General features: G+C 31.3%; 19 protein-coding genes. 1 reads left to right on the top strand and 18 read right to left on the bottom strand.

What is annotated here, in order from left to right:
* Positions 1–25: 25 nt before the first annotated feature.
* The 4 genes from COL3_RS01435 to COL3_RS01450 all read right to left on the bottom strand — a co-directional run bounded on the left by COL3_RS01435 (position 26) and on the right by COL3_RS01450 (position 3765).
* Positions 26–694 (bottom strand): ABC transporter ATP-binding protein, encoded by a 669-nt coding sequence (locus COL3_RS01435; RefSeq protein WP_008425069.1) that lies wholly within the window; start codon positions 692–694, stop codon positions 26–28.
* Positions 694–1446 (bottom strand): ABC transporter permease subunit, encoded by a 753-nt coding sequence (locus COL3_RS01440; RefSeq protein WP_008425071.1) that lies wholly within the window; start codon positions 1444–1446, stop codon positions 694–696. The genes COL3_RS01435 and COL3_RS01440 overlap by 1 nt, the downstream gene beginning before the upstream one ends.
* On the bottom strand, positions 1421–2419 hold the full coding sequence (locus COL3_RS01445) for an ABC transporter substrate-binding protein (RefSeq protein ID WP_008425073.1): 999 nt from the start codon (positions 2417–2419) through the stop codon (positions 1421–1423). The genes COL3_RS01440 and COL3_RS01445 overlap by 26 nt, the downstream gene beginning before the upstream one ends.
* A 305-nt stretch (positions 2420–2724) precedes the next feature.
* The gene (locus COL3_RS01450) at positions 2725–3765 is read right to left on the bottom strand and encodes an ADP-ribosylglycohydrolase family protein (RefSeq protein WP_008425075.1); all 1041 of its coding nucleotides are present in this window, start codon (positions 3763–3765) and stop codon (positions 2725–2727) included.
* 168 nt (positions 3766–3933) lie between these two features.
* Here COL3_RS01450 and COL3_RS28495 point away from each other — a divergent pair, with 168 nt between their 5' ends.
* The gene (locus COL3_RS28495; RefSeq protein WP_008425076.1) at positions 3934–4464 is read left to right on the top strand and encodes a hypothetical protein; all 531 of its coding nucleotides are present in this window, start codon (positions 3934–3936) and stop codon (positions 4462–4464) included.
* A 382-nt stretch (positions 4465–4846) separates the two neighbouring features.
* Here the strand turns inward: COL3_RS28495 and COL3_RS01460 are convergent, their stop codons facing one another.
* The 14 genes from COL3_RS01460 to COL3_RS01525 form a co-directional block, all read right to left on the bottom strand.
* A complete protein-coding gene (locus tag COL3_RS01460; RefSeq protein ID WP_008425078.1) occupies positions 4847–5497 on the bottom strand; it encodes a TatD family nuclease-associated radical SAM protein in 651 nt (216 codons plus the stop codon).
* 110 nt (positions 5498–5607) lie between these two features.
* On the bottom strand, positions 5608–7107 hold the full coding sequence (locus COL3_RS01465) for a nitrogenase component 1 (RefSeq protein ID WP_008425080.1): 1500 nt from the start codon (positions 7105–7107) through the stop codon (positions 5608–5610).
* A gap of 12 nt (positions 7108–7119) precedes the next feature.
* On the bottom strand, positions 7120–8460 hold the full coding sequence (locus tag COL3_RS01470; protein WP_008425082.1) for a nitrogenase component 1: 1341 nt from the start codon (positions 8458–8460) through the stop codon (positions 7120–7122).
* A 42-nt stretch (positions 8461–8502) separates the two neighbouring features.
* Entirely contained in the window at positions 8503–9453 is a 951-nt protein-coding gene (gene cysK, locus COL3_RS01475; protein ID WP_008425083.1) for a cysteine synthase A, read from the bottom strand.
* An 80-nt stretch (positions 9454–9533) separates the two neighbouring features.
* Positions 9534–9950: a NifB/NifX family molybdenum-iron cluster-binding protein gene (locus COL3_RS01480; RefSeq protein ID WP_008425085.1), complete on the bottom strand. Its 417-nt coding sequence runs from the start codon at positions 9948–9950 to the stop codon at positions 9534–9536.
* Positions 9951–10044: 94 nt separating this feature from the next.
* The gene (gene nifH / locus COL3_RS01485; RefSeq protein ID WP_008425087.1) at positions 10045–10881 is read right to left on the bottom strand and encodes a nitrogenase iron protein; all 837 of its coding nucleotides are present in this window, start codon (positions 10879–10881) and stop codon (positions 10045–10047) included.
* 206 nt (positions 10882–11087) lie between these two features.
* Positions 11088–11822, bottom strand: coding sequence for a hypothetical protein (locus tag COL3_RS01490; protein WP_008425089.1), 735 nt, complete (start codon positions 11820–11822; stop codon positions 11088–11090).
* Positions 11823–11853: 31 nt separating this feature from the next.
* On the bottom strand, positions 11854–13161 hold the full coding sequence (locus COL3_RS01495) for an aminotransferase class I/II-fold pyridoxal phosphate-dependent enzyme (protein WP_008425091.1): 1308 nt from the start codon (positions 13159–13161) through the stop codon (positions 11854–11856).
* Positions 13162–13183: 22 nt separating this feature from the next.
* Positions 13184–14482: a nitrogenase component 1 gene (locus tag COL3_RS01500; RefSeq protein ID WP_008425092.1), complete on the bottom strand. Its 1299-nt coding sequence runs from the start codon at positions 14480–14482 to the stop codon at positions 13184–13186.
* Between the two features lies 1 nt (position 14483).
* The gene (locus tag COL3_RS01505) at positions 14484–15950 is read right to left on the bottom strand and encodes a nitrogenase component 1 (protein WP_008425094.1); all 1467 of its coding nucleotides are present in this window, start codon (positions 15948–15950) and stop codon (positions 14484–14486) included.
* Positions 15951–16147: 197 nt separating this feature from the next.
* On the bottom strand, positions 16148–17086 hold the full coding sequence (cysK, locus tag COL3_RS01510; RefSeq protein ID WP_008425097.1) for a cysteine synthase A: 939 nt from the start codon (positions 17084–17086) through the stop codon (positions 16148–16150).
* Positions 17087–17107: 21 nt separating this feature from the next.
* Entirely contained in the window at positions 17108–17887 is a 780-nt protein-coding gene (locus COL3_RS01515; protein WP_008425098.1) for an ABC transporter permease, read from the bottom strand.
* Positions 17888–17900: 13 nt separating this feature from the next.
* Positions 17901–18896 (bottom strand): ABC transporter substrate-binding protein, encoded by a 996-nt coding sequence (locus COL3_RS01520; protein ID WP_008425100.1) that lies wholly within the window; start codon positions 18894–18896, stop codon positions 17901–17903.
* Positions 18897–18941: 45 nt separating this feature from the next.
* Positions 18942–19817, bottom strand: a complete 876-nt coding sequence (locus COL3_RS01525; protein WP_008425102.1) for an ABC transporter ATP-binding protein — start codon at positions 19815–19817, stop codon at positions 18942–18944.
* Positions 19818–19974 lie beyond the last annotated feature (157 nt).

The raw sequence follows: 19974 nt of genomic DNA on the forward strand, positions 1-19974 counted from the left end.
AACATAATTTATAATTATGACTATATTAGATTATTTTTAAAATTTCATCCTTGCATTGTTCCAATTTATCATCAAATATTCCTGCAATTTGAACAGGTTTATTATTAAATACTATTATATTTCCTCGGAAATATATAGCTTCATCTAAATCGTGGGTAACTAATATTACCATTCTTTTTTGTTTATTTAATAAATTTTTGAATTCGTCTATTATTGTATACTTTAATTTATAATCAAGAGATTTGAAGGGCTCATCCATTAAAATTACTTTTGATGGCTTTCCAAAAGCTCTTGCTATATTAATTCGCTGCCTCATTCCACCGCTTAATGCCTTTGGATATTTATCTTTAACATCATAAATGCCCACTAATTTTAAAATTTCTTCAACCTTGTTGCCTATGAGTGACTTATCAAAATATCGTTTTAAAGAAATCTCTAGATTTTCCTTAACCGTAAGCCATTCAATCAGCCTATCTTCTTGAAATATATAGCTTATATCCCTCGTTGAGACTCCTTTAATCTCACCACTTTGAGCCTCTAATAATCCAGCAATAATATTTAGCAAAGTAGTCTTCCCGCAACCGGATTTTCCTATTATACAATTTATATGTTCATCACTGAAATTAATATTAAAATCTTTGAAAATTTCATCAGTATCATACGATTTATATAAATTTCTAATACTTATCTTCATTAGCTCCACCTATATATTTTATTTTTCAACACTCTATTTATTATTTCTAAAATTAAAGATATAAATACAATAATTATGATCCAAGCAAAAATTCCTGATGTATTGAAATTCACTTTTTCTATCTGTATTTGAGAGCCTATCCCAAATTTAGGTTGGCCATATACCTCTCCAGCAATTACAACCTTAAAAGTTAGTGAAAATGTTGATACAAATATGCTCATAAAATAAAATTTCATAACTGGAATATAAATTTTTTTAATTTTATCATTTAAACTCACTTCATATATAGTTGTCATATCAATTATTTTTTTATCTATTTGCATAAGATTATTTCTTATTCCTTCATAAAGTATCGGAAAAATAATAGCAAAACCAACTATAAATGGAGTTTTATCTTTATCAAACCATACTAACGAAAGAACTACTAAAACCATAGTTGGAATAGTTTTACTAAACGAATTTACTGGCTCCATTAAATATTTGAAAAAGGGATACACAGCTCCGAGTACCCCTAAAATCATAGAAAAAATTAATGCTAATATATAGCTAATTGTGGTTCTATATAAACTGCTAAAGATAACTTTTAATGAATCCCCTCCAATAAAAATATCCTTAATGGCACCAACAACTTGTTCTATTCTTGGAATGTATATATCATTATTAATTATTATAGCAATTAATTGCCATAATCCTATAAAAAATATAAACGACACTAACGTATATACTTTATTTCTCCATGAATATTTCGTCATCTGGTATACTTCCTCCAATTGTCTTTGGATCAAATTCATTAAGTTTCTCAAAATAAGTTTTATATTCTTTAATACTATCTTTTATATCTACATATTTTATATTGGATTTATCTATAGATTTTATTACTATAGGCTTTTTAGCTGAAACTCCTATTTCCTCACAATAAGATCCTACTGTTTCTTTATTACTATATATCCACTCTGTTGCATCTTTTACATTTTTCAAAAGGGCTTGAACAAATTCCTTATCCTTGTCTAACAACTCCTTCTTGACTATAAGAGTTGATTGTGGATACCCATACTCAGAATTATTTATTTTCTTCCATTCATCATTTAAATCTAACATTATATTAAATTTTTCATTTTTACTTTGAACAGTAGATAAAGCCGGCTCGGGAATCACAGCATATTGTGTCTTACCCGCTAAAATAATTGGTGCAAGTTCATTTACTGTATTCACATAACTAAAGTTAATATCTTTATCCACATCAAAGCCTTTAGCTTTAAGTATTGTCCTGGCAATTATATCAGGTGTTAATCCTTTGCCTATATTATAAATTTCTTTTCCTTTTAAATCCTGAAGATTTTGATTTTCATTGGTTGTACCTAGATAAAATGAACCAAAACCTATAGTTCCAGCTATTTTATACTCTTTATTTTTATTATATACAGTTGCTGCCACATTTGAAGGTACTACAGCAATATCTGGTTCATTCTTCATTACACTTGTAACTAAGCTATCTGAATTTTGTTCAATTGTATAGTTAATATTATATCCTGATTTTATTTCAGGTTTTTCTTTAATTAGCTTAGATATTGCTATAGCCGTAAGACCATCTGGTGTTACGAAGCTAATATCCTTAGTTTTTACAGCATTACTAACAGTTGCTTCTTGTGCTTTATTATTTCCACACGCCACAAGTATTATAATAGATAGCATTATAACTAAAAATAACGATATTTTTATTTTCATTCTTTATCCCCCTTCTGTAAATATCAGAAATTTTACAGAAAATAATATTCAACTTTTACATAAGTTAACTTATTTTCATAGTAATTTTAATTAATTAATACTTACTCTTAATTATAATATCACAATCAAATAAAAATACCAAATTTAGCTTTAGTTTGTTAAGACATCAAAGCTAATTTACAGGATTTTTTCATACTAAAAAGACATGAATTAATATTGAACTTAACTCATGCCTTCATCGGCTTATATGTAACAAAACTAATCATTCTTTCTATCTAATAATAAAATAATAACTTTATAAATTTTTATTTTCTTGCAACGCTAAAAAGCTCTTTAGCCATTTCATTAATTAAATCCGCTAACTCAAGTTTAGCAATCCATTCCTCAGGTATTGAGCTCACCCCTAATTTTGCTCCCATTATATTTCCACAAATAGCTCCTGTACTATCACTATCTCCATCATGGTTCACTGCTAATTTCAATGCCATTTTAAAATCTTCTGGATATGATAGTGCACAATAAACTGCAATCGCTAATGCCTCCTCTGCAATCCATCCTTCGCCCAATTGTGAAAGTTTTTTAGAGCTTGGATCTCCTTCCTTAGCCAGCAATGCAGCTTTATTTAACGCCTGTATAGTTTCTTGACTATATCCCATAGTTTTTAATGTTTGTATTGAATTTAAAACAGCTTTATCTAGTGGTACATCAAGACACAAATCTGAAATTATACTTGAAAGTGCTCCTGAGGATAGATATCCTGTAGGATGTCCATGTGTAATTGCGGCTAACTCACATCCCAGGTTAAAAGCATCTTTCTTTCTATATACATAATATAATCCTGCTGGTGCAGCTCTCATCACCCCGCCACAGCCTTTACTGTTATTTATCACATTCTCTAAAGTCCCAAATTTATCATTTTTACTCTTTTGCAGAGCTGTAATGCAGCTATTACCAGGAAACCTCTGGTCATATAATTGATTATACTTTAATAGCCTTGAATCATTTTCATTCATTAAATAATTATATTCCTTTGAAATGGTGCATCCTTGAGTATATAGCCATCTCATGTATGAGTGAAATATACTCTTTTGGATATTTTTTTCCTTTGCAAACCTACTTGTATATTCATAATCTAGTATACCTTCAATAGTAAATAGTGTCATTTGAGTATCATCAGAGATTTGAGCTTTCTTTGAAATAATGTCTAATTTCAGATCCTCTATACCAGTTTTTCCATATGTCCAATGTATTTCAAATAATTTCATAAATTCTACTGGAAAACCAAGTGCATCCCCGATGCCCCCTCCTAGTAAGCATCCAATAAATCTGTCCCTCATATTTATCATAATTATCTCCTTTTTAATACAATTATATCACTTCTCAGGTAATATTTTAAATTAGAATTGACATTTATATAAAAAAAATTGTATAATTATGATAACGAATACATAAATGGTAATTCACCTCATATACTAATATATACCTTAAATTTTAAGAAAAGGAGTTGAGTATGTATGTGTACTCCTTATGAAAAATTAATTTTAGACTCTTATGTTGAAGGAGTTTTTGCTACAGATAAACTAATTGAAGTAATTGAAGATAACTCCCAAATATTAGAATGTGAAATTTATAGAGGAATATTCGTACCCAATTTCGTGTTAAAAATTGGAAATGATATAAATAAATATCATCCTACTAAAATTATGTCTTTTTCAAAAAATATAAAAATAGCAAAGAGATTTTCCCAAAAATCTTTTATTGATGAATATGTTTTTAATTATTTAAAACGTGATGGTTATAATGTAAACCATTATTATAAACCAAATGATAATTCTTTCTTTTCTAGGGTAATTATAAGATTAAAAGATTATAAGTGCTTTGATTTATATGCTCACTATGAAAACAAGGCATATGAACACGAAAAAGAAGTATTAGTTATTACTGAACCACTTTATATACAAGCTATAACCGAAGAAAATGATATGACTATTGTAGATTGTGTTAATGAAGCAGAATTTGCTAAAAATTTTATGATAAGTGTATAAGTTATATCATAATCCATAATTATTGTTTACTGTAAGCTAACAATAATTATGGATTTATTATTATTTTCAAATTAATTATTAACAGCTTCAATGCATCTACTTTTAATGCTTCCGATACGGTAAAAAAAACTCCTTATGTTTTTCATTTTCTCACCTTCCTTTCAAAATGTCATAATAAGCACATCATAGTGTTATTTAATAAAAAAAAGAGACTTAGAATTTCATCATAAAAATGGAATCCTAAACCTCTAGCTTTCTAGTCAGTTTATGTTAATTAATATATCTATTATACTTTTTAAAATTAAACATATATGTTTACTATACTTATATAATACTCTTCTTTCATAATTGTGTCAATACTTGAATTTAATTCTTATTAAATTTATACGAATTTTCTAACTTTTAGATTCAGATTATTCTTTTTGCAAAGTTCTCTGCATTTATTAACTTCATCTTCTCCGATAACATCTACGACTGTTAGCGCTACGTTTTTCATATGCTTCTGGCAGCTCAATGCGAACTTTAGCAAGGCTTCATGTGACTTAATTCCAAATTTGCTTTTAGTAATTTTCAAATACTCTTCAGGATTTGATGCGTTTAAACTTATAGATACATTATCTATATTAGGTGCTAGTAAAGGTGCAATTTCTTTTCCATTTATTAGATCGCCTAATCCATTTGTATTAATTCTTATTTTTATATCTTTTCTTTCTTTTAAATAATTTGAGATTTCAAGCACTTCTTCTAAACGTGTTAATGGCTCTCCATATCCACAAAATACTACTTCTTTATATTTAGATAAATCATGTTTTTCAAATTCATTTATAACTTCTTGCACAGTAGGTTCAACCTTGAGCCATAAATCATCAAATTCTTTTATTTTATCAGAACTTCTAATACAAAAGGAACAAGCGCAAGGGCATTTATTCGTTAAATTAATATAAATACTTTCTGGTATTTCCTTATCTTCTTCATAATTAATATCGCTTAGCTTAATGTACTCACCATCCCTATATGAATATAATATAGCCATTTTTCTCCTCCCTTTATAAAACAATTATGATTAAGAACTAAAATTCAGATAATAGATTAAATTCATAATTATTGCAAAAGCCCTACTATTATCTATTTCCCATCATAATATTATTCTTCTCGGATATAAGTGAATGGATCCTTCTCATACCATTCTTTCTTATAAGGAAGCGGCTTATATTTTGAAATATTCTTATTAAATTGGTTATTTTTAATTTTTCTATTTAGCCTTCTAGCAATTTCAAATACACCTGCGTATCCCATATAAATATTAGTAGGTCCAAATAAAGGGAGTATAGGTAATCCTTGCTTTGCAGTAACGTTATTAATCCCAGCATGAATTACAATCACATCTGGCTTTAATTTATTAACAATATTAACCTGTTCAAAAGGCTGCTGAGTCGCTACACTAAATACTACATCCTCAATATTCTTAAGTGCTTCAAAGGTCGGTTCAATAAATTCATCAATATGGTGTCCTTTTAACCCCACTATCTCTAACCCTAAATCCTGCATTACTTCAGCTGTAGCAACTATTCTTATTGCACCCCCACCTAAATACACTTTTTTACCTTGTAGATTCTTTCTATATGGTTCAAGACTTTTATCCAGTAATTCATCTTCCTTTTTCAAGAAAACTGTTGCCTCTTTTTCTAAATTAAAATGCTTAGCAATATTAAGTACCCAACGCGCTGTATTCTTTCTTCCAATTGGAATAGTATCAATAATAAAAGGAATTCCAAATTCTTGTTCTAAATATTTAATAAAATAGTCATCATGAGTTCCACATATGCTGACATTTAAAGAATTTTCTAAAGAATAGGCAAAATCCTTTGGTGCTGAATAACAAGGTAAAAAAGTTACGTTTAATCCAATTGCATTTAATAGTCTCTCTAACTCAAGTTCATCAGCTCTACTCATGGAACCAACATTTAGTATGTTTACATGCTTGCTTAATAAATACTTCCTCTTTATTTCTTCAAAATCGTCTTCTACTAATCTTTTTTCTCTGCCGACGCCTTTAAGAAGTTTTTTCATTATACCATTATATGCTGAATCATATGCTGTAGCCATTACTTTTGTTTTAAAGCCTTCACATGTAACAGGAATTAGTGTAGCCGCAACTTCTGTTTGCAGATGAGCCAATATGCCATCAATATCATCTCCAATTAAGGCTGGAACGCAGCCGCTTACAGCAATAATTATTTCTGGTCTAAATTCTTTATCAGCATATATAATTGTTTCTCTTAATTTTTCTTCTCCTCCGTTTATTACGTCTGACTCATCTAAATTAGTACTTAGCCATATTGTTCCTTCAGATTTAGGGTCCCTTAAGCGCTTAAATCCAGCCCCTTGCCCTGATGAACCTGTCGTTGAAGCACCACAGCCTAATGGTGAATGCATTACAACAACAGCATTTCGTAATGTATTTAGAATTCCAAGGCTTAAACCATGCTGACACCCATATGTCTGAGAAAAACTACGGTTTGAACCATTTAAACATCCTTTACTCAAGCAATTTTGCAATTCTTTACATGTTCCACCATATGCTATTCCTGCTTTTAATCTTTCTTCACGAGCTGGTGCTGTTGTACTTAATTCGATTTTCATACATCTTCCCTCCTATCTACCTGTAACTAACGAACTCAATATATCCTCAGTTAGAGTTAATCCGCCATTAAACCCAATATAGGATCTATTTAAAACAATTCTATTGGTTATGGGATATGAAACTGTAACCAATGGCGAATTAATACTAGCTGCTAAATCTTTTTCATATACGCTTCCTATAACAACAATTGGTGTCATAGAATCGTAATATCTTTGATTATTATTCGGCTCCCACACTTCTCTTAAATATCTTTTAACCGAACTTGTATTACTGTCGAATTTAACTGTTGGTTCTAATCCTGATTCAAATCCTTTAAATTGCTCTGAAATTTTATTTTTTTCGCTATCATTTAATAAATCAGTAATAACAGCCAACTCTGGAAGCCAGCCTAATTCATCTGATACAAAACGTGCTAAAGCCGGTGCATAATTTGCATCTCCAACTATAATGGAATATCTTTGTAAATCGGCATCTGTGTATATATCAAGAAATCTTTCAAAATAGTCGTAGTAAATATTTCTTTCATTTTCTAGTGCTTTATCAATTACTCTTTTGGATATATTAAAATATTTACCTACTATTCTAACGAATTTTTCTGTTTGAATATATCCAATTGGAAGTTGCGTTGTTATATATGGAATATTATGAGTTTCTTTATAGCTTTCTGCCGCCTTTTTTCCATATATATCGGAAAGAACTATGTTTAAACTTGCACCAGCTGATTCCTTAATATCATCTAGGGTTTCTCCTTCTCCAAATAAAGTATTTGCTTTAATACCAATAAGCCCTAAAATACGCTTGATTTCTTTTAAATTACCTTTCCAAAATACATCTTGTCCTGGTACGATTCCTAGAATATTAACTTGTTTCTTAATCTTTTCTTCCTGTGGTTTAATATATTGCTTTATTAGCCCTTCTAAAAGAAGGTCATATCCGTAGTATGAATTTCCTTTAAAGCTTGGCGTCGGAACAACAATAACTGGCTTTTCTACTTCGCCAAAATCTTTTACAACTGCCACTACGTCATCGCCAATCATTTCTACCATACAACCTGTTACTACAACATACAAATCTCCATCCATTACTTCAAGAGTACTTTGTATCTGTTCCTTTAACCTTTCTTCTCCTCCAAAGACAATATGTTTTTCGGTTACATTTGTACTTGGCAAAGAGGTTGCTCCACAATATCCTCCACCTAAATATGCTGAACCTGCATTAGTTGCATTATTCAAATTGTGTCCACAGCCAGAAGATGCATGTATAATAGGTATTGCTCTAGGAATAGCTCTAAGTGTAGATAATGCGCCTCCTAGCGCACATGTATACCGCGGTCTTTCAACAAAATTGCTCATATTTCCTCCAATCTGCCATTTGGCCAGCTTATATTTTCTAAGTTAAAATTCAATTTTATCTATTCTATCATAAAGGTCCGTAGAGAGATATCTCTCCCCTGTATCAGGCAACAAAACGACTATATTCTTTCCTTCAAATTCTGGTCGTTTAGCTATTTGAGTGGCTGCAAAAGCTGCAGCTCCAGATGAAAAACCAACTAAAAGCCCTTCTGTTCTAGCTAAATCTTGGGCTGTTTCAATTGCTTCTTCATTTCTAACCTTATATATTTCATCAATATTTTCAAATTTAACTAGCTCTGGAATAAAGTTTGCTCCTATTCCTTGGATTTTGTGTGGACCTGGCGTGCCTCCAGACAAGGCAGCCGAATCATAAGGTTCAACAGCAAATATTTTTATATTGGGATTCTTTTCCTTTAGAGCTTCGCTAACACCTGTAATTGTTCCTCCCGTACCGACTCCAGCAACAAAAGCAGCTATTTTTCCATCTAAATCATTCCAAATTTCCACTGCTGTTGTATCTTGATGGATTCTAGGATTTACCTCATTAGCAAATTGCTGAGGATTAAATGAATTTTCAATTTGAAAGGAAAGCTCTTCTGCTTTTCTTATTGCTCCCTTCATTCCATCCTTTGCTGGTGTTAATATTAATTCTACATTTAATGCCTTTAATAATTTTTTACGCTCATCACTCATGCTTTCAGGCATAGTTATTATAATATGATATCCTTTTGCAGCTGCTACAAACGCTAATCCTATTCCCGTATTACCACTAGTAGGCTCAATAATTACAGTATCTTTATTTAATAATCCTTTTTTTTCAGCATCTTCAATCATTGCCAAAGCAATGCGATCTTTAACTGAACTTAAAGGATTAAAATATTCAAGTTTTGCTATTAAATTACCTCTTATTTTCTTTTCCTTGTTATAATCAGTTAACTGTAATAATGGTGTATTTCCAACTAATTCAGTTAATTTACTAGCAACCTTACTCATATTTCATCACTCCTTTATATAATAAAATTATTTACCAAGGTACTTCATATTCATAAAGAGAATGTACTTTTTATTTAATACTATTTTCTTATGTCCTTTAAGGATTCATGCTCATCAATTTTTTTGTAATATTTTATTATCTTCTTTACAGCATCATCAACTTTCATATTAACTGCAAAGACAGATATATTGTTTTTCCCTAATTGCTTTTCTGAACCAGGGCCGCATCTAAAGCACAACACACATTTACAATCTAAAATATTCTCAGCTTTTCTTTGTATAGCTGGATCATTGTGCCCCCCGCAAGAATGCCCGCATGAAGATTCACCACAGCTTGTACTAATATCATTATTTTGATTATCCAATATAATTCTTTCTCCTAAATTTTCGTAAGTACCATCATCATTTACTTTTATTATAAAAAAGGAATCTGAAGATCCAAAGTGTTTATCAATGTTTATTCCATCAGTAGAAGCAACTGCAATATTGTAACTCATTAATATTTCATCTCCTTATTCATATATTTGATTGGCATAATTTTTTCTAATGTATAATTCTATGGATTAGGTAATCTGCTATTAGATACATCTATTATGCATCAAGTAAACCATATTCAGATAATATTTCTTCCAATCTTTCTTGTGTCATTGGATTTGGTATTACAAATAGCTGATTTCCTTCAATTTTTTTAGCTAATGTTCTATACTCATCTGCTTGCTTTGCCTCAGGTTCAAATTCTATAACTGTTTTCTTTCTTATTTCTGCTCTTTGTACCACATTATCTCTTGGTACAAAATGAATTAATTGTGTTCCAAGTTCTTTTGCAAAAGCTTCTAATAATTCTAATTCTCCATCTACATTTCTGCTGTTACAAATTATGCCTCCGAGTCTTACTCCTCCCTTTTTAGCATACTTTTGAATACCTTTCGAAATATTGTTAGCTGCATATAATGCCATCATTTCTCCCGATGCTACAATATATATTTCTTGTGCTTTTCCTTCTCTTATTGGCATTGCAAATCCACCGCAAACTACATCTCCTAGTACATCGTAAAATACATAATCTAAGTCCTCCGTATATGCTCCTAATCTTTCCAGTAAACCTATTGATGTAATTATTCCTCTTCCTGCACATCCTACTCCTGGTTCTGGTCCACCTGATTCAACACATTTAGTATTTCTAAATCCATTTTTTACAACAGCGTCTAATCCTATATCCTCACCTTCTTCTCTCAATGTATCTAATACAGTCCTTTGAGCTAATCCACCTAGTAATAATCTTGTCGAATCTGCTTTAGGATCACAACCTACAACCAATACATTTTTTCCAAGTTCAGCCAACCCTGCTGTTAAGTTTTGTGTTGTTGTTGATTTTCCTATTCCACCTTTTCCATATATAGCTACTTGCCTTAAATTTTTTTCACTCATTATTAACACTCCATTTCATTTAATTTTATAAAAAATAAGAGGCAAGCTTTTCCTTTATTTAGGAAAAAACTTAGCCTCTAGATTTCTAGTCAACCGTTTCTTATATAAAATATATCGCAAACCATATTTACTCTATATGTTTACTATGATTTTAATTATAATAATACTTATTACTGTTGTCAATATCTCTAACAAAAAAGATGTTATCATGCAGATTTGTTATTATTTTGTTTTTTAATCTTTATTAAAATTAATGTAACTACAACAAATGCTGCCAGTATTCCTGCTATATATATTATTGTTATACTACTTCCAGTTTTTTGATCTTGAGATACTTTACTATCCTTCATTGCGCTATCATTATTTTTATCACTGTGCATATCTTTCATAGTACTATCATTATTTGCATCAGTGCTGTTTGTTGTTTTAAGCAAAGTAGCTGCTTCTTCATCTGTTGCTTCTTTTAAACTAGTCACATCAATAACTGGATAGGTTACTCCTTTTAAATTGATTGAATCTTTAGCTGTTTCTTCAACCTTTCCTGTAACATCAACGGCAAAATGATTTTTCTTTGTTGACGCAGCAATAAGATCATACGCAGTTTTTTGCCCTTCAGTACCATCCAAAGCTTTTACATCAGTAAAAAACTTTCCATTAAAATAATAGAATTTATAACTTCCATCCTTTTGAGGAACAGCAATTCCATATCCCCCTTTTATACAATCATCCATCTGTAAACATTCTTTCGTATCCATTCCTGGATTATCACTTTTATGTTCAAAACAATGTTCATCAATTAAGTAACCTGTTAATTTTATACTTTCATTTTTTGAATCTTCTGCTTTTGCTGCTATAGAATTTGCAAAATATAATGATAATATTATTGTAACAAAAACAATTGTTATTTTATAAAAATATAACTTTACATTTTTTATTGTCATATACCTCCACCCAATTCAATAATATTTATTTTTAATTAAAAGCAATTTGAAAAGCTTGTTCTAAATCCTTAATCAAATCCGTTGGATCTTCTAAACCTATTGAAATTCTTATTGTATTTAAAGGTACTTTAGCATTAATTAACTCTTCCTCAGTCAGTCCAAAATGAGTCGATTTTGGAGGATTAGTTACTAAAGATCTTGCATCGCCAATATTAAGTTGGTAGCTAAATATTTTCAATGAATTTAAAAATTTATATACCTCTTCTTTATCTCCTTTAGTTCCAAAGGCAAATACTCCTCCAGCTCCTTTAGGAAAATACTTTTTGCTTAAATCTTTATATGAGCCATTTTCTAGACTAGGATAACTTATCCATTCAACATTTTCATTTTTCTCTAAATACTTTATAACATCAATTGTGCTTGCTATTGTTTTATTTAATCTTTCAGATAAAGTTTCCAATCCTATAAGAATTAAATATGCATCAAATGAACTTAATGATGCACCTAAATGCACAGCGTAATCTGTATTAACTTTAGCCAAATAAGGAATTTCAGGAAATGCTTCTAAAAAATTTCGTGCACTTCCCTTATCATCTCTTAATGCAAAACGTTTCTCATGAAATTGGTTAAATTTTTTATTTTCAGTCCACTTAGTATCTTTTCCCTGAATAATTAGACCTCCTATTGCACTACCATGACCACTTATACCTTTAGTAGCTGAATATACAACAATATCTGCACCAAATTCAAAAGGATTTAATAAATATGGAGTTGCTATAGTATTATCAACAACAAGAGGAATATTATTATCATGAGCCAATTTAGAAATTTTCTCTATATCAACTGGAATTACAGTAGGATTACTTATAGATTCAACAAATATCACTTTTGTATCTTCTTTAATTACCTTTGCATATTCATCAATATCAGCATCAATATTAACTACATCTACCTCAATACCAAATTTCGAAAACAAATAAATCAATGTACCAAGGGTGCCACCATATAATTGATTGGTAGTTATTATCCTTCCTCCACCCTCAGCTATAGCTAACAACGCATATGAAACTGCTGCAGCTCCAGAAGAAGTTGCTATTGCTCCTGAAGCTCCATGTAATTCAGCAATTCTCTTTTCAAGAACGGCTGCAGTTGGATTTGACATCCTTGAATATAAAAATCCTGTTTCTTTATGAGTCCTTATATTGTCTACCTTTTCTGGTCCGCCAGGTTCATAAGATGCTGTTTGATAAATAGGAACTTGTACAGAATAATTATGTTCACTCGGATTATATCCTCCTTTTACTTTTAATGTGTCAAAATTATAACTTGAATTTCCCACTATTTTTTCCTTCTTTCAAAAACTAGTTAAATCTTTTTAATACAACTGAATAAATATCTTCTATTAACTTAAGTCCACCATCATATCCGACATAAGTACTATTCACTATGAGTCTTTCTTTAATTGGCCATGAGATATTAAGATAATGGCCATCTACCTCTTTAGCTAATCGATGTTCCCAGCTGCTTCCTACAATGAGCGGAATTCCAAAGAAATCTTCATTTTTTATTTCTTCACGAATTATATAACCATCTGTTTCAAAAGCTACTTCCGCCTTAATATTATCACTAAGCTCTTTGAATTCATTAACAATATTATCTCTGTATTTATCTGGTGTATCATCAGTAATATACTGTTTAGCTGGTATTAATCCAAGATCATTAACAAAAAATTTAGTAAATGCTAATGAATATTGGGAATCTGATACTACTGCAAATCTTTTAGACATAGATCTAGTCTCAAGAAGTACATCTGCAAAACGTTCAATATAATAATAGTAATCATCCTCTTCTTCCTTTATTATATTTTCTACTATTTCTTTATCTACATTAGCAAATTCTCCAACCTTTCTTAAAAACTTGCTACTTTCAACAGCACCAATTGGAAGTATAGGGTAATGTAAAAATGGTGTACCAAACTTACGCTCTAAAAGCTTCACATTTTCTAAATCCACCCAAGGTGATACGAGCAAATTAAATTCAGCTGATGAAATTTTGTTTATATTTTCAAGCCCTCTTTTATTGCCAAAAATAGTATTTGGTTTTAAACCAAGCTTAGCAACAAGCTTCTCTAAAGCTCTTAAATTTCCAAGCCAGAAAGGATCATGTTGGGGAACCCCAGCCCAAATATTCACAAGCCCTTTTTCTATTTTATCTGCCGGCTTTAAATATTGATTTATTATTGCTTCTATAACCCATTCATGTCCGCGATAATTATTTCCTTTAAATCCAGGTGTTGAAGCAAAAACTACAGGTTTATTAACTGCTGCAAATTTCTTACTAATTTCGCCAGCATCATCACCAACAATTTCCGGAGTACACCCTGTTATTACTACATATAAATCTGCATCTATTACTTTCAATGCATTTTCTATAGTACTTTCAAGCTTATTCTCACCTCCAAATACAACTTCCTTTTCACTTATATCTGTACAAGGAAATATGTGTGGTGAAAAGTATCCTGAACCACCAATATTTTCTGACACTTTTGATGCACATCCTGGCCCTGAGTGAAGAATTGGTATAGTTCTTGTTATTGCATGTACAGTTTGAATTCCCCCTAAAGCACATTTATACCTTGGTTGATCTAAAATTTTCGCCATCTTACTGTTCAACTCCCTCAAAAAATTTGTAATTATTTTGTTCAAACCACCACTTTGTATAAGGCAGCTTAACTCTAGCCGCTAAATTTTTTTCAAAGCTTCTATTTGTTACAGTATTTAAAATTGTTTGTGCAAAGCTCAATGTATTTTTGTAACCAAACATCATATATTCATCAACTACACAAATTGATGGAACGCCTTGCTTAATGGCCCATACTGTACTTCCAGGATGACGACATAAGTATAAGTCTGGTTTATATTCGTTTAAAATATTTAATATTTCATGATTTTGTAATTCAGTAACACTTAAGTTGTAGCTATCCGTTATATTTTTTTCTAAATAATCAACAGCAGCTGGTAATTCTCCATTATCATGGCGTTGATCATAATGCCATGAAGCATGCCATACTATTTCTAATCCTAATTCTTGAGCTACACGGGCAACCTCAAACCCAAAACCTGGTCCCATAGCAAGAACTACCCTTAAACCTTTTAATTTTTTCTTTATCTCTTCAATTTTAAAAATATAAAGATCTCTTTGTTCCTTTATATATTTCTCAACCGCTTCACTTTTATTGATTACTTTCCCAATTTCCCTTAACCAAGTTTCGAACCCTATTACTCCTGATGGACTTAAAGTATTAACATACGGCACACCATATTCTTGTTCTAATCCATTTCCAAGATAAGTACTTAGACTTCCACATATACTTACCGTTGCAAGAGACTCAGATAACCTGCTTAATTCTTCTATTGTGGAGTTCCTATATAAAAATAATGGTTCTACCCCAAAGTTAGCAAATATATCAATTATCTCTTTTCGTTGCCCTTCACAGAAATTTTTAAAATTTATAACATTGCGTTTTTCCTTAGGAGGCTTAACAATTGCCCTTAATACAGCATGATCTGCAATTTCAAATCCAGATCCCCATATACGTGATTTAAAGCCTTCACAATGGGCCGCTACAACAGGAACAGGCACCTTTTGTTGAATTTCATCGACAATACTATCGATATCTTCACCTATAATTCCTGATACACAAGAGGTTGTAATGAAAATTGCCTTTGGCTTGTATCTTTCATAACTAATTAGAGCTGTTTCAACTAGTGAATCCCCTGCACCAAATACAGTATCATTTTCATTTAAATCTGTTCCTACTAATGCGGTATTTGTCTCAACACCTCTTTTTTCTGCAAGTAATCTACCAGTATCTTCTATTGTAGGCGCTAGAGCAGTACAGCCTGCGGGTGCATGATTTATTACAAGTACATCTCTTATTCCAGAAATTTGCGATATTGCACAACCAGCCAAACATGCACTTGCTTGTGAATAGCATCTACCCTTTCCCTTTAACTGCCCGCACTTTGATTTTTCAACAATGTCATGTAAATCTCCAACATAACCTGTGACAGAACCAAGTCGTTCTTCTCTAGCTGCCAAAGTAGAACTATTAATATTGATTGCCATAAACTATCTCTCCTTATTTCCTATATTAATTTTGTAAGTTATTATTGTTCCAAGTTTATCCTCCCTAGTGCCTAATACTGAATTTCTAACATTAGTATCCATATTATCCCTCCTTGCAAATTTCAAATTAAAAAAGAGGTGAAACTTATATATTTATAAATCTCACCTCCGGTTTTCCAGTCAGCTTTTTCAATAATTTATTCATTTTTTCTAAACAATTCAGTTGAAAGGTATCTTTCTCCTGTATCAGGTAAAATTACAACAATTAATTTACCTTTATTCTCCTCTCTTTTTGCAATTTCAGTTGCAGCATGTAATGCCGCACCAGATGAAATTCCTACTACTAGTCCATCACTTTTAGCTATTTCTCTAGCTGCATTAAAAGCTTCTTCATTTTTCACATCATATATCTCATCAATAACATCACCATTATAAATTTCAGGGATAAATCCTGCTCCAATGCCCTGTATTTTATGCGGTCCCACTTTTCCGCCTTTTAAAACAGGTGATGCTTCTGGTTCTACAGCAATGATCTTTATTGCTGGATTTCTAAACTTTAAGCCTTCTCCAATGCCAGTAATTGTTCCTCCAGTACCAACTCCTGCAACAACAATATCCACTTGTCCATCAGTGTCTTTCCATATCTCAATAGCCGTAGTTTTTTTATGCATATCAGGATTAGCAAAGTTCTTAAATTGCTGTGGTATAAAAGAATTTTCCGTATTAGAAGCTATCTCTTCTGCTTTTTTTATAGCACCTCTCATACCTTCTGCTCCTGGAGTTAATACAATTTCTGCTCCCAAGGCTTCTAGTAAGTTTCTTCTCTCAATGCTCATTGTTTCAGGCATGGTTAAAGTAATCCTATATCCTTTAGCAGCTGCAATATAAGCAAGAGCAATACCAGTATTACCACTTGTAGGTTCTATAATTACTGAGCCTTTTTTTAATATTCCGTTTTCTTCAGCATATTTTATCATAGCAAAAGCAATTCTATCTTTTACACTTCCACCTGGATTAAAATATTCAAGTTTAGCTAAAATTTTAGCACCAAGTTTTTTTTCATTATTATAATTGGTGATTTCCAATAATGGTGTTTTACCAATTAAGTCTGTAAGACTTTTTGCTATACGACTCATTTTCATACCTCCTTATTAAAATTATTTTTGTATTTCCTCTCTCCAGCTAAATGCCCTCTTTTCTACAGTCGTTAAGATATAATTTATTATTACGCCTAATACTGCCATTACAATAATTACTGAATACATTGCTGGAGTTTTAAAATTAGCTTGATAGAAATATAGTGCATATCCTAGCCCTTTGCTGGCTCCGAGCATTTCTGCTCCTATTAAAACTAAAATTGATGTAGTTGCACTTATTCTTATTCCTGTGAATATTGATGGAAGCGCGCCTGGGAAAATTACTTTTAAAAACAAGTCCCTATTAGTAATCCCCATAGATCTCGCTCCTTTAATTATTAATGGATCAACATTTTTAACACCAGCTATGGTATTAATTATTACTGACCACAAAACTCCCCAAAAAATAACTGCAATTTTCGATACCTCTCCAATACCAAAAATCAATACGAAAACCGGAAGTATAGAAAGTACTGAAAGATTTCTAAATGTCTGGATTAAAGGATCTATAAATCTTTCAAATTTCTTAAACCATCCAATTAATAAACCTAAAGGAATAGCAAAGGCCAATCCAAGAAAAAATCCTGTTAAAGATCTAAAAAGACTAATTCCTATATGTCCTAATAATTCTCCAGTTCCAATCAATCTTATTAATTCTTTAAAAACAGTAGTAAAAGATGGCAAGAATATTGGGCTTACTATACCCAAATTTGATACTAATTGCCATAACAACAAGAATGCTACTATCGATAAATAACTATAAATCCAACTTCCTACCCTTCGAACAACATTCACAACCATATTTACACCTCTCTTATTTTGGATTATAATCCTTTGGAACGAATTCATTAGTATATATCTCATCTTCTGTAATATCTCCATGTTTCCATAACCCTATTTCTTCTGAAATATCATACCATTCCTTGATGTACTCAGGATTTATATTTTTTTCATCATCATACCAAAATACACTTAAATCATCTGGCTCTAAATTTAAATATTTAGCTACTATTTTTTTTGCTTCATCCTGATGTGAGTTTATCCATAATCTTGCTTTGTACATAGCATTAACAAAGCCTTGAACTTGCTGAGGATGCTTTTGAATGAAATCCTCTGTAAATCCTCTACATGAAAGCCCTGCACCTGGTGAATGTAAAATATCCCAGCTAGTTGCAATTTGACGTGCATTTCCAGAAGCTAATTCCTTACCTGCATAAGGTGGATGTGACGTTGTAACTTCAATTAATCCCTGATCTAATGATTGTTCTTCTTGACCAGGTTTTGAAAGAGTTACCCATTCTACATCCCCTTGAATATTATTTTTTTTCATGTAATATTTTAAATATCCATCCAAACAAGGGCCTGTAGCTGATATCGCCACCTTTTTCCCAACAATTTGATTTAGTGACGTTATTGGACTGTCTTTTTGCACTAAATATCTAACATGTGGGAAATCAGGATTATCAACCATTCCTGGCGCAACTATCTTTACTTTAACCCCAGCAAGCCTTGCTTGAGCTACTGATGGTGGGTGGCTTCCTACAAATGCATCATTAACCCCTTGTTCAACCAGCTGAAATTCAGTAACGCCTTGACCTAAAACTCCAGTATACTCAATTTTAATTCCTTCCTCCTTAAAGAATCCAAGTTCATCAGCAACATTGATTTCATTAAATCCTGTTTGAGTTACTACCCTTATAGGAAATAATCCATCCTTTGTAGCTGTTTGCTCTGTTTTTTGACATCCCATTAATGTCACCATAAAACTTAATATTAATACCACTGACATAATTTTTAACTTTATCTTCATTTTTTTCCTCCCCAAGTAATAAAATTTTTATAATTAATCTATAATCTATATCACAGCAGATGGCGATATCTCTTCTCCAACATCCTTACTATTGTAAGCTTTTTTATCCTCTTTCTCAGTTTCTTGAAGAAGTTCCCAGACATTATTTGTAATCCAGCTAAAATCAGTAGAAATTCTCATATCCGCATTAGTTCTAGGTCTTGGTAAATCTATTTCAACTACTTTTTTTATTGTTCCAGGGTTTCTAGTAAGAACTACAACTCTATCTGCAAGTAGAACAGCTTCTTCAATGCTATGAGTTACAAATATTATTGTTTTATTTGTCTTTTCCCAGATTTTTAAAAGTTCATCCTGCAAGGTCTCTCTCGTTTGTGCATCTACAGCTGCAAAAGGTTCATCCATAAGCAAAACTTCCGGTTCATACGCAAGTGATCTTGCAATTGCAACTCTTTGTCTCATTCCTCCAGATAACTCATGGGGATATCTTTCTTCAAATCCTTTAAGTCCTACCAGCTCTATATATTCTTGACTTATTTGAGCCCTTTCTTTTTTAGGAACTTTTTTCAACTCTAATCCAAATTCCACATTCTTTCTTACTGTTCTCCATGGAAATAAAGCATACCCTTGCATTACAAAACCTCTATCAAGTGCCGGACCTGTAATTGTATTTCCGTCAATATAAATATTTCCCGAATTAGCTTTAGACAACCCTGAAATAATATCTAACAATGTTGATTTACCACATCCACTAGGGCCTACTATTGAAATAAATTCTCCTTTACCTATTGATAAACTGAAATCTTTTAATGCAGTAAACTTTTGTTTTTTAGCATTTTCTTTTGTTCTGATGTAATAGACTTGTGATAAGTTATCAAGTACTATTTTAGTGTCACTTTTTTTTGCAGCGTTTTTAGAGATCATTTTTTACTCCTCCCAATCTTTTATAATTTATAAAAAAATTGAAGACTTACGAATATCTTAAATTACTTAAGACATTTAATAAGTCTCCAATTTTTATGGTCAACTTTTTAATTCGGATTGATTTGATTTAATACCGACTAAACATATCTTTTATCTA

The sequence above is a fragment of the Clostridium sp. LS genome, from assembly GCF_002760435.1.
In the GTDB taxonomy this organism is placed as follows: Bacteria; Bacillota; Clostridia; order Clostridiales; family Clostridiaceae; genus Clostridium.

Excerpts from the sequence above, each read along its gene's own strand:
- COL3_RS01435 (WP_008425069.1), bottom strand. The coding sequence starts at position 694 with ATGAAGATAAGTATTAGAAATTTATATAAATCGTATGATACTGATGAA.
- COL3_RS01440 (WP_008425071.1), bottom strand. The coding sequence starts at position 1,446 with ATGACGAAATATTCATGGAGAAATAAAGTATATACGTTAGTGTCGTTT.
- COL3_RS01445 (WP_008425073.1), bottom strand. The coding sequence starts at position 2,419 with ATGAAAATAAAAATATCGTTATTTTTAGTTATAATGCTATCTATTATA.
- COL3_RS01450 (WP_008425075.1), bottom strand. The coding sequence starts at position 3,765 with ATGATAAATATGAGGGACAGATTTATTGGATGCTTACTAGGAGGGGGC.
- COL3_RS28495 (WP_008425076.1), top strand. The coding sequence starts at position 3,934 with ATGTGTACTCCTTATGAAAAATTAATTTTAGACTCTTATGTTGAAGGA.
- COL3_RS01460 (WP_008425078.1), bottom strand. The coding sequence starts at position 5,497 with ATGGCTATATTATATTCATATAGGGATGGTGAGTACATTAAGCTAAGC.
- COL3_RS01465 (WP_008425080.1), bottom strand. The coding sequence starts at position 7,107 with ATGAAAATCGAATTAAGTACAACAGCACCAGCTCGTGAAGAAAGATTA.
- COL3_RS01470 (WP_008425082.1), bottom strand. The coding sequence starts at position 8,460 with ATGAGCAATTTTGTTGAAAGACCGCGGTATACATGTGCGCTAGGAGGC.
- cysK (WP_008425083.1), bottom strand. The coding sequence starts at position 9,453 with ATGAGTAAGGTTGCTAGTAAATTAACTGAATTAGTTGGAAATACACCA.
- COL3_RS01480 (WP_008425085.1), bottom strand. The coding sequence starts at position 9,950 with ATGAGTTACAATATTGCAGTTGCTTCTACTGATGGAATAAACATTGAT.
- nifH (WP_008425087.1), bottom strand. The coding sequence starts at position 10,881 with ATGAGTGAAAAAAATTTAAGGCAAGTAGCTATATATGGAAAAGGTGGA.
- COL3_RS01490 (WP_008425089.1), bottom strand. The coding sequence starts at position 11,822 with ATGACAATAAAAAATGTAAAGTTATATTTTTATAAAATAACAATTGTT.
- COL3_RS01500 (WP_008425092.1), bottom strand. The coding sequence starts at position 14,482 with ATGGCGAAAATTTTAGATCAACCAAGGTATAAATGTGCTTTAGGGGGA.
- COL3_RS01505 (WP_008425094.1), bottom strand. The coding sequence starts at position 15,950 with ATGGCAATCAATATTAATAGTTCTACTTTGGCAGCTAGAGAAGAACGA.
- cysK (WP_008425097.1), bottom strand. The coding sequence starts at position 17,086 with ATGAGTCGTATAGCAAAAAGTCTTACAGACTTAATTGGTAAAACACCA.
- COL3_RS01515 (WP_008425098.1), bottom strand. The coding sequence starts at position 17,887 with ATGGTTGTGAATGTTGTTCGAAGGGTAGGAAGTTGGATTTATAGTTAT.
- COL3_RS01520 (WP_008425100.1), bottom strand. The coding sequence starts at position 18,896 with ATGAAGATAAAGTTAAAAATTATGTCAGTGGTATTAATATTAAGTTTT.
- COL3_RS01525 (WP_008425102.1), bottom strand. The coding sequence starts at position 19,817 with ATGATCTCTAAAAACGCTGCAAAAAAAAGTGACACTAAAATAGTACTT.